This is a genomic window from Pseudomonas typographi, from assembly GCF_014694385.1.
Lineage (GTDB): Bacteria > Pseudomonadota > Gammaproteobacteria > Pseudomonadales > Pseudomonadaceae > Aquipseudomonas > Aquipseudomonas typographi.
The window spans coordinates 86,972-98,939 of record NZ_JAAOCA010000015.1 but is presented as its reverse complement, the minus strand read 5'-3'; the positions used below and the strand labels follow the sequence as shown (position 1 = coordinate 98,939).

Annotated in this window: 13 protein-coding genes; 1 reads left to right on the top strand and 12 read right to left on the bottom strand. The window is 63.4% G+C overall.

Annotated features, from left to right (window positions below; translation table 11 throughout):
• Nucleotide 1 precedes the first annotated feature (1 nt).
• On the top strand, nt 2–514 hold the full coding sequence (locus HAQ05_RS13510) for a flavin reductase (RefSeq protein WP_190421473.1): 513 nt from the start codon (nt 2–4) through the stop codon (nt 512–514).
• 172 nt (nt 515–686) lie between these two features.
• Here the strand turns inward: HAQ05_RS13510 and argE are convergent, their stop codons facing one another.
• The 12 genes from argE to HAQ05_RS13450 all read right to left on the bottom strand — a co-directional run bounded on the left by argE (nt 687) and on the right by HAQ05_RS13450 (nt 11,737).
• Nucleotides 687–1,835 carry an acetylornithine deacetylase gene (argE, locus tag HAQ05_RS13505; protein ID WP_190421401.1) on the bottom strand — a complete coding sequence of 383 codons (1,149 nt, stop codon included), beginning with the start codon at nt 1,833–1,835 and terminating at the stop codon, nt 687–689.
• The gene (locus HAQ05_RS13500) at nt 1,836–2,510 is read right to left on the bottom strand and encodes a DUF1028 domain-containing protein (RefSeq protein WP_190421400.1); all 675 of its coding nucleotides are present in this window, start codon (nt 2,508–2,510) and stop codon (nt 1,836–1,838) included.
• A gap of 60 nt (nt 2,511–2,570) precedes the next feature.
• Nucleotides 2,571–3,389 (bottom strand): ABC transporter permease, encoded by an 819-nt coding sequence (locus HAQ05_RS13495; RefSeq protein WP_190421397.1) that lies wholly within the window; start codon nt 3,387–3,389, stop codon nt 2,571–2,573.
• Between the two features lies 1 nt (nt 3,390).
• Nucleotides 3,391–4,245: an ABC transporter permease gene (locus HAQ05_RS13490; RefSeq protein ID WP_190421395.1), complete on the bottom strand. Its 855-nt coding sequence runs from the start codon at nt 4,243–4,245 to the stop codon at nt 3,391–3,393.
• Nucleotides 4,246–4,318: 73 nt separating this feature from the next.
• Entirely contained in the window at nt 4,319–5,347 is a 1,029-nt protein-coding gene (locus HAQ05_RS13485; protein ID WP_190421393.1) for a polyamine ABC transporter substrate-binding protein, read from the bottom strand.
• Between the two features lie 198 nt (nt 5,348–5,545).
• On the bottom strand, nt 5,546–6,478 hold the full coding sequence (locus HAQ05_RS13480; protein WP_190421390.1) for a 2-hydroxyacid dehydrogenase: 933 nt from the start codon (nt 6,476–6,478) through the stop codon (nt 5,546–5,548).
• Complete coding sequence (locus tag HAQ05_RS13475) at nt 6,475–6,924, bottom strand: type II 3-dehydroquinate dehydratase (protein WP_190421388.1); 450 nt, start codon at nt 6,922–6,924, stop codon at nt 6,475–6,477. The genes HAQ05_RS13480 and HAQ05_RS13475 overlap by 4 nt, the downstream gene beginning before the upstream one ends.
• Before the next feature lie 16 nt (nt 6,925–6,940).
• Nucleotides 6,941–7,555: a glutathione S-transferase gene (locus HAQ05_RS13470; protein WP_190421386.1), complete on the bottom strand. Its 615-nt coding sequence runs from the start codon at nt 7,553–7,555 to the stop codon at nt 6,941–6,943.
• A 44-nt stretch (nt 7,556–7,599) separates the two neighbouring features.
• On the bottom strand, nt 7,600–8,604 hold the full coding sequence (locus tag HAQ05_RS13465) for an NAD(P)H-quinone oxidoreductase (RefSeq protein ID WP_190421384.1): 1,005 nt from the start codon (nt 8,602–8,604) through the stop codon (nt 7,600–7,602).
• Between the two features lie 72 nt (nt 8,605–8,676).
• On the bottom strand, nt 8,677–9,837 hold the full coding sequence (locus tag HAQ05_RS13460; protein ID WP_190421382.1) for an ABC transporter ATP-binding protein: 1,161 nt from the start codon (nt 9,835–9,837) through the stop codon (nt 8,677–8,679).
• 28 nt (nt 9,838–9,865) lie between these two features.
• Nucleotides 9,866–10,291, bottom strand: a complete 426-nt coding sequence (locus HAQ05_RS13455; RefSeq protein ID WP_190421380.1) for a RidA family protein — start codon at nt 10,289–10,291, stop codon at nt 9,866–9,868.
• Nucleotides 10,292–10,486: 195 nt separating this feature from the next.
• The gene (locus tag HAQ05_RS13450; RefSeq protein WP_190421378.1) at nt 10,487–11,737 is read right to left on the bottom strand and encodes a flavin-containing monooxygenase; all 1,251 of its coding nucleotides are present in this window, start codon (nt 11,735–11,737) and stop codon (nt 10,487–10,489) included.
• Nucleotides 11,738–11,968 lie beyond the last annotated feature (231 nt).

The following is an 11,968-nucleotide window of genomic DNA, read 5'->3' as shown; positions in this document are numbered from 1 at the left end:
AATGATTGAGAACCTCCCCGTGACCATCGCGACCTTTCGCGATGCCATGGCCCGGCTGGGTGCCGCCGTGCACGTGGTCACCAGCGCGGGAACCGCGGGGGCGACCGGCTTTACCGCAACGGCGGTGTGCAGCGTGACCGACACACCGCCGACGCTACTGGTGTGTTTGAACCGAAACGCTTCGGCCTATGCCGCTGTAGTGGAAAACGGCGTGCTCTGCGTAAACACCCTGGCATCGACGCAGCAAGCATTGTCGCAGGCGTTCGGCGGCAAGACGCTGATGGCCGAACGTTTCGCCCATGGGCAATGGACAACCTTGCAGACCGGCGCCCCCGTGTTGCATGGCGCGATTGCCAACTTCGATTGCCGCATCGTAAACGTTCTGCAGATTGGCACCCATGACGTGCTGATCTGTGAGGCGGTGGCCATACTCAGTGAAACCGAATCACCTGGCCTGCTGTACGTGGACCGAAACTACCATTCGTTGCACACCCCGAACGCTGGTGATCGCTAAGCGCCGGGGTCCCGCGCTGCGCTTGGGCATGGCCGTCAGGCCCTGAATCGCGGCGTTAAAAGCCCATGGGGGCCGTTACGCCGCAGCCAAAGCCAACTTGCTGCCCGTTGAACACACTGGCGGCCAACACGATTGCCTTATCGGTGCCATCAGCCGCGGGGGTGGGCTGGGTTCACTCGCGCAACGCCCATGTCAGGCGCTCGAGCATGCGATCACAGGCGGCGAGCTGCGCGACGCTGACGAACTCGTCGGGTTTGTGGCCTTGGTCCATACTGCCCGGCCCGCACACCACGGTCGGGATGCCGATGGCGTCGAACAGCCCGCCTTCGGTGCCGAAGGCCACCGTGGTGAACTCGCTGGAATCACAGCACTGGGCGATCAAATTCGCGGCATCGCTATGGGCGTCGGTGGCCAGCCCCGGGTAAGACGACAGCTCGGAAAAGCTGATATCGCTGGCGGCATCGACCGCCTGCATTTTCGGCAATACCTGCTGCTGCGCATAGTGCTGCAATCGCTGCGCAACGTCATGGGCGTTTTGGTCGGGTAGGGTGCGGATCTCGAAATCGAAGCGGCAATCGGCGGGAACGATATTCAGCGCCTTGCCGCCACCGATCAGGCCGGCCTGCACGGTCGTGAAGGGCGGATCGAAGCGTGGGTCTTGTAGATGCTCGGCGCGCAGGCCAGCGCCGATGCGGCCCAGTTCGCCGATGAGGTCGGCCGCATATTCAATGGCGTTCACCCCCTGCGGGGCATAGGCAGAGTGGCAGGCGGCGCCGTGAACATCGCAGCGCATGGCGAGTTTGCCTTTGTGGCCCAATACTGGCTTGAGCTCCGTGGGTTCGCCAATGATGCACAACGCCGGTTTATGCGGGCGTTGCTCCAGTTCGGCGAGCAGGCTGCGTACACCCAGGCAACCGACTTCCTCATCGTAAGACAAGGCGATATGCACCGGCATGCGCAACGGCTCGGCCAGCAGGCCCGGTACGGCGGCGAGCACGCAGGCGATGTAGCCCTTCATGTCGGCCGTGCCGCGGCCGTACAGCTTGCCGTCCTTTTCGCTCAGTTCGAACGGCGGCACCGTCCACGGTTGGCCATCGACCGGCACCACATCGGTGTGGCCAGACAACACCACACCGGGGCGATCGGCCGCGCCAATGGTGGCGAACAGGTTGGCCTTGCTGCGCTCGCCATTGAAGATCAGTTCGCAAGGCACCTCATGCCGGGCGAGGTAATCACGAACGAACTCGATCAGTTGCAGGTTGGACTCGCGGCTGGTGGTGTCGAAACCGATCAGCGCAGCCAATAGCGCCTTGCTGTTCATTCATTCATCTCCTGGCACGCCATAGCTCGGTGCCTGGGTAGGGTCCAGGGCACGGGTGATGTAGTCCTGCATCTGCGGGCGGTAGGCCGCCCACAACTGCGCCAGTGTACCCACCGGGTCTTCGTCGGCCCAGTCAACGCGCAAGTCGACGATGGGCCAGCTCAGGTCGCCCACCACCTTCAGCGCCGCCGAATGCACCGGCCCTGCTTCGCCACCGGCCGCCAGGGCGGCTTGCATGGCGGCGATCAAGCGATCGGCCAATGGCCCGCCCGTGGTTTCAAAGGTCTTTACCAGGGCATCGACGACGGCGGTATCCGCCAGCATGTTGCCGGCGCCCACACATTGCTCCCCGGCCACGGCGTGATGGCAGCCCAGGGTTTGGCTGCCGCTGAAGAACGCGGTATTGCCCTGGTGGTCGATGGCCGTGACTTGGCGGAACTGGCTGTAGCTGTCGTAAGCCGGCACCGTGGCCAGCGCTTGCTCAGGAAGCAGCCCAAGCTCCATCTGCCCCAGCACATGGATACCCAGCGCCGGCAGGGTGATGTTTTGCGTCGACACCGCACCCACCCCGGGGCGCAACCAGGGGCAACGTGCGCCCACGGCAATGCTCGATGAGCTGATGGCGATGCCCAGTTGGCCGGTTTCGGCGCAACGGCCGATGATTGAAAACGTCATGGTGGTCGTCCTGTCTGGTACTTATTCAGCGTCGATGTTCTGCGCGGCTTCGGCCGGCGATCAGCGTGCCCCTTCAACGTTCAGCACGCGGCCCAAGCCAAGGAAACGATTGGCCAGTGTGAGCAAGGTCGCGGTGGCGGCGATATAGACCACCGACAGCGCCGCCAGGGTGGGGTCGGCGAATTCGCGCACATAGTTATACATAGCAACGGGCAAGGTCTGCGTCGCCTGCGTGGTCACGAACAGCGACGCGGTGAACTCATTGAACGAGAGGATAGCGGCAAACAGCCAACCACCGAACAACCCCGGAATCATCAGCGGCACGGTGATGGTCCACACCACGCGCAAGGGCGAAGCCCCCAGGCTCGCGGCGGCCAGCTCGACCCGCTGCTCCAAGTTATGCAGTGACACATACAGGCTGCGCAGCACGAAAGGTAGTACCAGCACGATGTGGCAGAAGATCACCAGTGCGTAGCCACGGCCTAGGTTCAGTTGCGCCACCAGCATCAACAAGCCCAGGCCGATGGTGAAGTGGGGGATGAACAGCGGCGACAGCAGCACCCCTTCGAGGGCGTGCTTGCAGCGAAAATCGTAGCGGTTGATCGCGATGGCCAGGGTGGTGCCGATCACCACCGCCAGGCTCGAGGCCCAGGCGGTGACCACCAGCCCTGCGTAGAAGCCATTGCGAAAATCATCGTAGTGGGCGGCCCGCACGAACCAGCGCAGGGACCAGCCCTTGGGCGGAAAGAACAACACCGAGGTGCTGCTGAACGAAGAGATGATCACCACGATCGTGGGCAGCAGCACGAACAGCAAGATCAACGCGACCAGCAAGCGCCCCGCATGGCCGAGCCATTTGTCACGATGGGAGCGGGTCATATCAATAGCCTCCAGCGCGTTGCAGCGAGCGGGCCATGCGTTTAAGCGCGGCCAGCAACAGCACGGTCAGCACCAGGCCAGCGACACTCAGGGCGGCAGCAAAAGGGAAATTCAGCGACGAAAAGCCCAGTTGGTACACCAGCGTGGCAACGGTGCTGACCTTGCCGCCACCAATCAGCTGCGGCGTGGCAAACGCGCTGAACGTCCAGGCGAATGCCGTGGTAAGGCTGGCCACGATGCCGGGCAGCGACAGCGGTAGGGTCACCGTGAGGAAGGCACGGATCGGCCCCGCACCGAGGCTGGTAGCGGCCTTTTCGTAGGCCGGGTCGATGTGGGAAAGCCCTGTGGCCAGCATCAGTACCATGATCGGCATCGTCACATGGACCAGCGCCAGCACCACCCCGGTCTGGGTAAACATCAGCTGTAAGGGTTTGTCGATCAGGCCCACGGCCAGCAGCACGCTGTTGAGAAAGCCACTGCTGCCCAGCACGATGATCCAGGAATAGGTACGTACTACTTCGCCGAGAAACAGCGGCGTGATAGCGATGATCAAAATGCTCGACTTCAGCCAACCGGCCCGGGTGCGCACCAGCGCATAAGCCAGCGGATAGCTGAGCAGCAGGCCGAACAGCGCGGTTTTGAAGCTCAGCGAAACGGTATTCAGAAACGCCTCGGCATACAGGCTTTTGAACAAGCCTTGGAAGTTGCCGAGCGTGAAGCCGCCCACCTCCAGGGAACCGGGAATGAACGCGCGCACGCTGTATTGCAGCACGGCCAGCATGGCGACCATCAGGCCCAATGCGGTAAGCGCCGAGGGCAACACGAACCACAGTACAAACGCAGGTTTTCGAGTCATGGGTGTTTCCGCAGCGTGCGGCCGGGTGGGCCGGCCGCTGGAATAATAAGCTCACCACGAAGCGGCGCGCGGCTTAATGCGCCATGATGTTCTCCGAGAACCATTTACGCCATTCGGCGGTCTTCTCGGCGCGCAGCTCGGGGTCGATGTTCACGGTCGCGTCCCACTGGGCTTTCGTGGTGAGCATCCCGGGCAGCTTGGCGATCTCCGGGTCGACCGTGGCGTTGGTCACTACCGGGCTGCCGTGGTTGATCTTGGCGATCTTGGCTTGCACTTCGGGCGACAGGGCGATGTTCATGAATGTGTAAGCCAGCGCCGCGTGTTTGCTGCCCTTGTTGATGCCCATGGCGTCGACGCCCAGCACTGCGCCCTCCTTCGGCATCGCCAGCTTGATGTTCACGCCTTCTTCCATCATGTGGTAAGCGTTCATGGACAACATCACCTGCACCGGTGTTTCGCCCGTCGCGATCAACTGCTCGCTGTTGGCGTCGTTGGTGTAGAACGACTTGATGTTGGGTATCAACGCCTTGAGCTTGTCCTGGCCTTTTTCCCAATGCTGCGCGTCGCTGCCGGAAAGCTTGGCCGAGATCGCGATGATATGGCTAGGGTCCCAGTCGGGCAGGGCCAACGTGCCTTTGAGCTCTGGCTTCCAGAGGTCTTCCCAACTGCCGAAGGTCTCACCCTTGGGCACCAGGTCCGGGCGGTAGCCGATGGTGTACACATACCCCCACACGCCGAGGTGGGAGGGGCTCAGCTTGGCCTGTTGCACCAGGTTGGCAGCGTTGGGCAGCTTGCTCATGTCCAGGGTTTCGAACAGGCCATCGTGGGTGTACAGCCAGCCTACGTGTGAGGTGGTGAAGGTGAGGTCGGTTTCGGCGGTGCCGGCCAGCTTGGCCTTGTTGAGGCGGTCGATGGTGCCGCCGGTCACGTACTCGACCTCGACACCGGTTTCCTGGGTGAACTGCTGCCCGATGGCTTCGTCGATCAGGTCTTTGAAACTGCCGCCCCAGGTGCTGACGATCAGCTTATCCGCGGCATTGGCAGTCGCCGCGGCCAGCAGGGCCGTGCTCATTAGGGTCAAGGCAACGGCATGACGCAGCATTTTCTATTCCTTCTGGCGGGTTCGGAGAGGGCAGCCCTGTGGCCAACAGCGGCGCACGCAGGGCGTTAGCGCGATGAACCCATGATGGAACGGCCCGCTGGCTTGGGTAAAACAGCCTTTGCCGGGCTTCTGCATCGGAATTTCCGATGCAGCCCCCCGGGGCTCGTTTGGCTTCGTGCGGCGCCCGTGCCGGTTGCTTCAATAACCGCGAGCCGGGTCGACCTGGTGCAGCACCGCTTCGCCGCGCCCCAACCGCAGGATGTTATCGGCGATCTGCTGCGCCGCCGTGGCGGGGATGGCGATGGAGGCCATGTGCGGGGTGATCAGCACGTTATCCAGCGCCCAGAGTGGATCCTCTGGCGGCAGCGGTTCGTGGTCGAATACGTCCAGCGTAGCCTGGCCGATCTGCCTGCTGGCCAGCGCGGCGGTCAGCGCCTGCTGATCGACCACGGCGCCACGGGACACATTGATCAAGCAACCGCCCTTGGGCAGCAGGGCCAGGCGTTCGGCGTTCAGCAGGCCACGGGTCTGTGCGGTGAGTGGTAACATCACCACCAGAATGTCGCTGCTGGCGAGAAACCCCGCCAGGTTGCCCATCCCGCTTACGCAGGTGACGCCGGCCAGGTGTTTTTCCGAGCGCGACCAGCCGCGCACATCCAGGCCCTGGCGCGCCAGTTCCAGCGCCGCATAAGCACCCAGTTCGCCCAAGCCCAGCACGCCCACCCTGATGCTGGAGGGCACGCGCGGGTGCAGGTAATGCCAACGGCGCTCGCGTTGGGCGCGCTCGAAAGCCGGGATGTCCCGGGCATAGCGCAGCACAGCGAACAGCACGTAGCTGGCCATCATACGGCTCATGTCCGGGTCGCAAATGCGGGTGATGGGCACGGCGGGTAGGTCGTCGCGCCCCACCAGCGAATCCACCCCCGCCCCCAGGTTGATCAGCAGTTTCAAGCGCGGATACCTGCCAAAGAAGCCCTGTGGCGGTTTCCATACCAGCGCGTAGTGCACGCTGGCGGGGTCTTCGACGTCCTGCGCCCGGCAGATATGCACGCCCGGCAGCAGCGGCGCCAACAGCGCCCGCCACTCTTCAAAACGGTCGAGTTCACTGTAGAACACAAAGGTCGAGTTCATGGCTTTTCCTCCAACAGTAGTTCTGCTACCGCCGCCAGCGCCAGCCGATAGCCCAGCGCGCCGAGGCCAGCGATCACCCCGGTGGCGGCCTTGGACACATAGGAGTGATGACGAAAACGCTCACGCTTCCAGATATTGCTCATGTGCGCTTCGATGATGGGGCCGTCGAAGGCCAGCAATGCGTCGAGAATGGGCACAGAGCTGTAGGTCAGGCCGGCCGCGTTGATGATCACGGCGTCGGCATGCAGGCGGGCTTCTTGAATCCAGTCGACCAGTACGCCTTCGTGGTTACTCTGGCGAAAATCCAGTTGCAGCCCCAGTTCGGCGGCGTGGCGCTGGCAGCGGGCTTCGATGCTGGCAAAGCTTTCGCTGCCGTAGGTGCCGCTGCTGTCCAGCCCGTAAAGGTTGGCGTTAGGGCCGTTGAGAAAGTACACGGTACGGGGCATGGCTGGCTCCAGGGCTTCACTCAAAGGGGCGGGTGGCGACCATGGCAGGGTGCTGGTCGAATTCGGCGAACCAGGCGGCCGTAGCGGGGTGGCTGGCGCGCCAGTCGAGGCTGGCAAAGCGGAAATCCAGGTAACCCAGGCCACAGCCGAGGGTGATCAAGCCGATGTCATCGGGCACGCTGCCGTAGCGCGGCGCCTGGGTCTCGATTTCGGCCAGGGCCGCATGGATCTTGGCCATTTGGCCGTCGACCCAGCCACTCCATTGCTTGTCGGCCGGCCGCGCGAAGGCTTCGTAACGGGCCAGCAAGGCCGCGTCCAGCAGCCCATCGCCCAAGGCCTGGCGGGCCAGGCTGAGCCAGCGTTGCCGGCCCTCGCGGGGGAACAGCGAGCCGCCGGCATAGGTATCGAGGTATTCGCAGATCACCCGGCTGTCGTACAACGCCAGGCCGTTAGCGGTCTGCAGCGCCGGCACCTTGGCCAGCGGGTTGAAACTGGCGATGCGCTCGTCGCGCTTGATCGGGTGGGCCGCCGAGTCGAGTTTCTCGATTTGCTCGGCCAGCCCCAGGCAGTGGGCGGTAACCATGACCTTGCGCACGTAGGGGGAGGTCGAGGCGTAATAAAGTTTGAACATCGGAACTCCATGGGGTGATGGGGCGTCGGCGATTCTGCCGGGCGCTACGGCGCCTCGGGGATCAGCAGTACTTTGCCGAGATTAGCGTTGCTTTCCAGCAGGCGGTGCGCATCGGCGGCCTGCTCCAGGGGTAGGCGGGTGTGAATCAGCGGTCGTACCTGGCCGGATGCCAGCCACGGCAGCAGCCCTTCGCGAATGCAGGCCGCCAGGCGGGCCTTCTCCTCGGCACTCTTGGGCCGCAGCGTGGACGACGTGAGGCTCAGGCTTTTGCGCATCAACAGTTGCAGGTCCAATTCGACCTTCGCCCCTTGCAGGAACGACAGGCTGACGTGGCGCCCGCCCGCGGCCATGGCCTCCAGGTTGCGCGCCACGTAAGGGCCGCCAACGTTGTCGAGGACCACATCGACGCCGCGCCCTTCGGTGCATGCTGCGACCACTTCGACGAAGTCTTGGCCATGGCGATCGACCGCACGCCAGACCCCGAGCGCCTGGAGCATGGCGACTTTTTCGGCGCCGCCGGCGGTGGCGATGACCCTGGCGCCAGCGGCGTGGGCGCACTGCACGGCAAAGCTGCCAACGCCGCTGGCGGCGCCATGGATCAATACGGTTTCGCCGGCGCGCAGGCGCCCCAGTTCGAACAGGTTATGCCACACCGTAAAGGCCGCCTCCGGCACACCGGCCGCCTCTTCCAGCGGCAGTTCGGCGGGCACCGGCAGGCAATGGCTGGCCAGCGCGACGCAGTACTGCGCATAACCGCCGCCGTTCAGCAAGGCCATTACCCGATCGCCAGGGGCGAAGCCATGGGCCCCGCTGCCTACGGCCACCACGGTGCCCGCCGCTTCCAGGCCCAACACCTCTGGAGTGCCGGGCGGCATCGGCATGCCGCTGCGCTGCATCAGGTCCGGGCGGTTGACGCCCGCGGCGGCCACGCGAATCAGCAGTTCGCCCGGCTCGGGGCGCGGCATCGGCCGCTCGACGCGCTGCAGCACGCTGGGCGCACCGGGTTCCCGGGCGATAACCGCGCTGATGGTTTCAGCAAGCCGGCTCATGCGGGTTGGCCCGGTAGCGGGTGGCGGGTGGTGGGGGTTAGGTGATCGATAGCGGTCATGGAATGCTCAGCTTCAAGGGGTGGGCGAGGCGCCGGCGGCGAAGGCGCAGAGGCCTTGCGCGTCGAAGCTCAGGCCGGCGGCGGTACCTACGGGCCAGCGGGTCAGCGCGCCGAGCCCGGACTGGCGCACGAACAGGCGGTTCTGGCCCAGGGCAGGGACGTCCAGATGGATATCGACATGGTCACCCTGGAACACATGGGTCACCACGGTGGCGCTGAGCAGTGTGTCCGGGCCCAGCGGGCCCAGGCGAATGTTCTCCGGGCGCAGGTAGATGTCTACCCGCGCGCCGACTTCGGCCTGTACACGCTCGGCGGGCACTCGCAGCACGCTGTCGCCCAGTGCCAGGGTGGCCAGATCGTCGCGGCTCAGGTAGCGACCGGGGAGGATATTGACGTCGCCGACGAAGCTGGCCACGAATGGGTCTTGCGGGTGCCGATAGATCGCATCGGGCGTGCCGATTTGGCGCACATGGCCGGCAGCCATCACCACTACCCGGTCGCTCATGCTCAGGGCTTCGCTCTGGTCATGGGTGACGAACACCGTGGTAACCCCCAGCTTGCGCTGGATGTCCTTCAGTTCGATCTGCATCGACAGGCGCAGGTTTTTATCCAGCGCCGAGAACGGTTCATCGAGCAGCAACACCTTGGGCCGGATCACCAGTGCCCGCGCCAAGGCCACTCGCTGCTGCTGGCCACCGGAGAGCTCGCGTGGTTTGCGCTCGCCGTAGCCTTGCAGCTTGACCAGCGCCAGAGCCTGCTCGACGTGCTGGGCAGTCTCGGCTTTGGCTACGCCGCGCATACGTAACCCGTAGCCGATGTTTTTCGCCACGCTCATGTGCGGGAATAAGGCGTAGTTCTGAAACACGATGCCGATTTCCCGTTGGTAGGGCGGGGTTTCGGTCACCAGTTGGCCGTCGATGAAGATCTCGCCATGGTCGGGCTCGGCAAAGCCGGCCATCAGGTTGAGCAGGGTGGTTTTGCCGCAGCCTGACGGGCCCAGCAGGGTGACGAATTCCCCTTCCTGAATCTTTAACGAAACCTCATGCAGCGCAATCGAATCGCCGAAGCGCTTGAGGACGTTGTCCAGTTGCACGGCGACATTGATCCGGGGTGTGGCGGCGCAGGGCGCGGCCACGGTCGCCGGTTCAAGGCTGTTTATCTGTGCAGTGGCCATGGGCGCTCCGCTAGCAAGGGCGAGTGATTCAGGCGGCGGCCCAGTCATCCGGGATAACGGCAATCACGTCGATTTCCATCAGCCATTCAGGTTGGCCGAGCCCGGAAATCACCAGCCCAGTGGAGATCGGGAACACCCCCTTGAGCCATTTGCCTACCACCTGGTACACGGGCTCGCGATAGCGAGGGTCGATGATGTACGTGGTGGTCTTGACGATATGGGAGAGGTCGGAGCCCGCTTCTTCAAGCAGTTGCTTGACGTTTTTCATGGCTTGCTCGGCCTGCGCCCGCGGGTCGCCAAGGCCGACCAGGTTGCCATCGAAATCGGTGCCGATCTGCCCGCGCACATAGACCGTGTTGCCCGCGCGTACAGCTTGGCACAGGTCGTTGTCCAGCGACTGGTTAGGGTAGGTCTGCTTGGTGTTGAACATGCGGATGCGGGTATGGGTAGGCATGCCGGGCGTCTCTTAAGGGGGTGAATGCTGCAAGCTTCACATTGCCCCCGCTTCGGCGAAACCAGTATTTGCACACGGCATTGGTTAGGAAAAACCAAAGCCTGCGGCCTGCGCTGGGGTGTCGTCGCTGGGGCGGTCTGGCGATACACCGTGAGGGCGGCGGCGCCGCCATCGCAGTGTATCGCTGTAGCGGCTTCAGGATTTCTCGTACGCCATGTACTCGTTCTGCAGCACAATGTGGTCGGCGATATATTTCGCGTCATGCCAGACGCCATAGATAAACGAGGAGGCGCGGTTGACCAGGTTGGGCAGCCCGAGGAAGTAGATCCCGCCTTCTGCGCAGATCCCGCGCTTGTGGAAGGGTTCGCCTTTTTCATCGAAGGCATTGACCTGCAGCCAACTGAAATCGAACTTGAAGCCCGTTGCCCAGAGGATCGTGGTAATGCCCGCTTGCGCCAGGTCCAGGCTCAGCAGCGGGTGGGTCAGGCAGTCCGGGTCAGGCAGCAGCTCCCAGGCTTCGGGTTCCGGCGGGAACGGCAGGCCGTTCTGCTCGATATAGGCATCGGCGTCACGCAGCACGTCGAAGTAAGCCCGGTCACCTTCAGCCACATTGGCCGCCAAGCCGGGTTCGAACTCCATAACACCGTTATGGCAGGCTTTGGTCAGGCCCACCAGGGTAATACCTTGGTGCGCGAGGCGGCGGAAATCCACCGTTTTACCGCCGTCATAGCCGCTGACGGCGAAGGCCACGTGCTTCTTCTTGGGGGTGATACGGACTTCGTCCCACAGGCCCAGAGCACCCAGCCACCAGCAATAGTCGCGGCCGCGGTACGCCCGAGGCGGGCGGTAGTGCTCACCCACCGAAAGGTACACGGTCTTCCCGGCCTTTTGCAGTTCCTCGGCGATCTGCGAACCGGAGGCACCGGCACCCACCACCAGCACAGCGCCCTCGGCCAATTGGCCTGGGTTCTTGTAGGCCGAAGAGTGAAGTTGCTGAACTTTTACCTGCTCGGAGACGATGTTCGGCACGGCTGGGCGCTGAAACGGGCCCGTCGCCGCGACCACGTTGGAGGCTTCGATCACGCCCTGCGAAGTGGTCACCTTGAACCCCGGGCGGCCAACGTGGCGCTCTACCTTGAGCACTTCGACGCCTGTGCGAACCGGCGCCTTCAACATGGCGGCGTACTCTTCGAAATAGTCTGCCATACGCTCTTTGGGCGCAAAGGCATCCGGCGAAATGCCGTTGAATTTCAAGCTGGGGAAGCGATCGTGCCAGGCCGGGCCATTGGCAACCAGCGAGTCCCAGCGTTCCGAACGCCAGCGTTCTGCGATTCGGTTGCGCTCCAAAACCACGTGCGGCACACCCATGAGTGAAAGATGCTCGCTCATCGCGACACCCGCCTGGCCTGCGCCGACCACCAAGGTGTTGATTTTTTCCACTGACATTTGAGTTTCCTAAAGATAATCGACCTTGATCGGTATCGCCGATGCCTGAACACCGACACCACGTCGAGGCACAGGAGCCTTGCGGACCCATTCAGCTACAGCGCCAGTGTGATCAAGCGATGGTTTTATAGGAATTATGCTTTTTGAACGTAGAGCTTAGGAAAAACCGAACCCTGTTGACGCAGGCCGAATCGGAGGATGGCACCTCGTCGAATGCATGGGGGGCCTGAG

What these genes read in the sequence shown, in the direction of transcription:
- HAQ05_RS13450 (WP_190421378.1), bottom strand. Translation starts at nt 11,737, where the DNA reads ATGTCAGTGGAAAAAATCAACACCTTGGTGGTCGGCGCAGGCCAGGCG.
- HAQ05_RS13500 (WP_190421400.1), bottom strand. Translation starts at nt 2,510, where the DNA reads ATGACGTTTTCAATCATCGGCCGTTGCGCCGAAACCGGCCAACTGGGC.
- HAQ05_RS13475 (WP_190421388.1), bottom strand. Translation starts at nt 6,924, where the DNA reads ATGCCCCGTACCGTGTACTTTCTCAACGGCCCTAACGCCAACCTTTAC.
- HAQ05_RS13470 (WP_190421386.1), bottom strand. Translation starts at nt 7,555, where the DNA reads ATGTTCAAACTTTATTACGCCTCGACCTCCCCCTACGTGCGCAAGGTC.
- argE (WP_190421401.1), bottom strand. Translation starts at nt 1,835, where the DNA reads ATGAACAGCAAGGCGCTATTGGCTGCGCTGATCGGTTTCGACACCACC.
- HAQ05_RS13510 (WP_190421473.1), top strand. Translation starts at nt 2, where the DNA reads ATGATTGAGAACCTCCCCGTGACCATCGCGACCTTTCGCGATGCCATG.
- HAQ05_RS13480 (WP_190421390.1), bottom strand. Translation starts at nt 6,478, where the DNA reads ATGAACTCGACCTTTGTGTTCTACAGTGAACTCGACCGTTTTGAAGAG.
- HAQ05_RS13460 (WP_190421382.1), bottom strand. Translation starts at nt 9,837, where the DNA reads ATGGCCACTGCACAGATAAACAGCCTTGAACCGGCGACCGTGGCCGCG.
- HAQ05_RS13485 (WP_190421393.1), bottom strand. Translation starts at nt 5,347, where the DNA reads ATGCTGCGTCATGCCGTTGCCTTGACCCTAATGAGCACGGCCCTGCTG.
- HAQ05_RS13465 (WP_190421384.1), bottom strand. Translation starts at nt 8,604, where the DNA reads ATGAGCCGGCTTGCTGAAACCATCAGCGCGGTTATCGCCCGGGAACCC.
- HAQ05_RS13490 (WP_190421395.1), bottom strand. Translation starts at nt 4,245, where the DNA reads ATGACTCGAAAACCTGCGTTTGTACTGTGGTTCGTGTTGCCCTCGGCG.
- HAQ05_RS13495 (WP_190421397.1), bottom strand. Translation starts at nt 3,389, where the DNA reads ATGACCCGCTCCCATCGTGACAAATGGCTCGGCCATGCGGGGCGCTTG.
- HAQ05_RS13455 (WP_190421380.1), bottom strand. Translation starts at nt 10,291, where the DNA reads ATGCCTACCCATACCCGCATCCGCATGTTCAACACCAAGCAGACCTAC.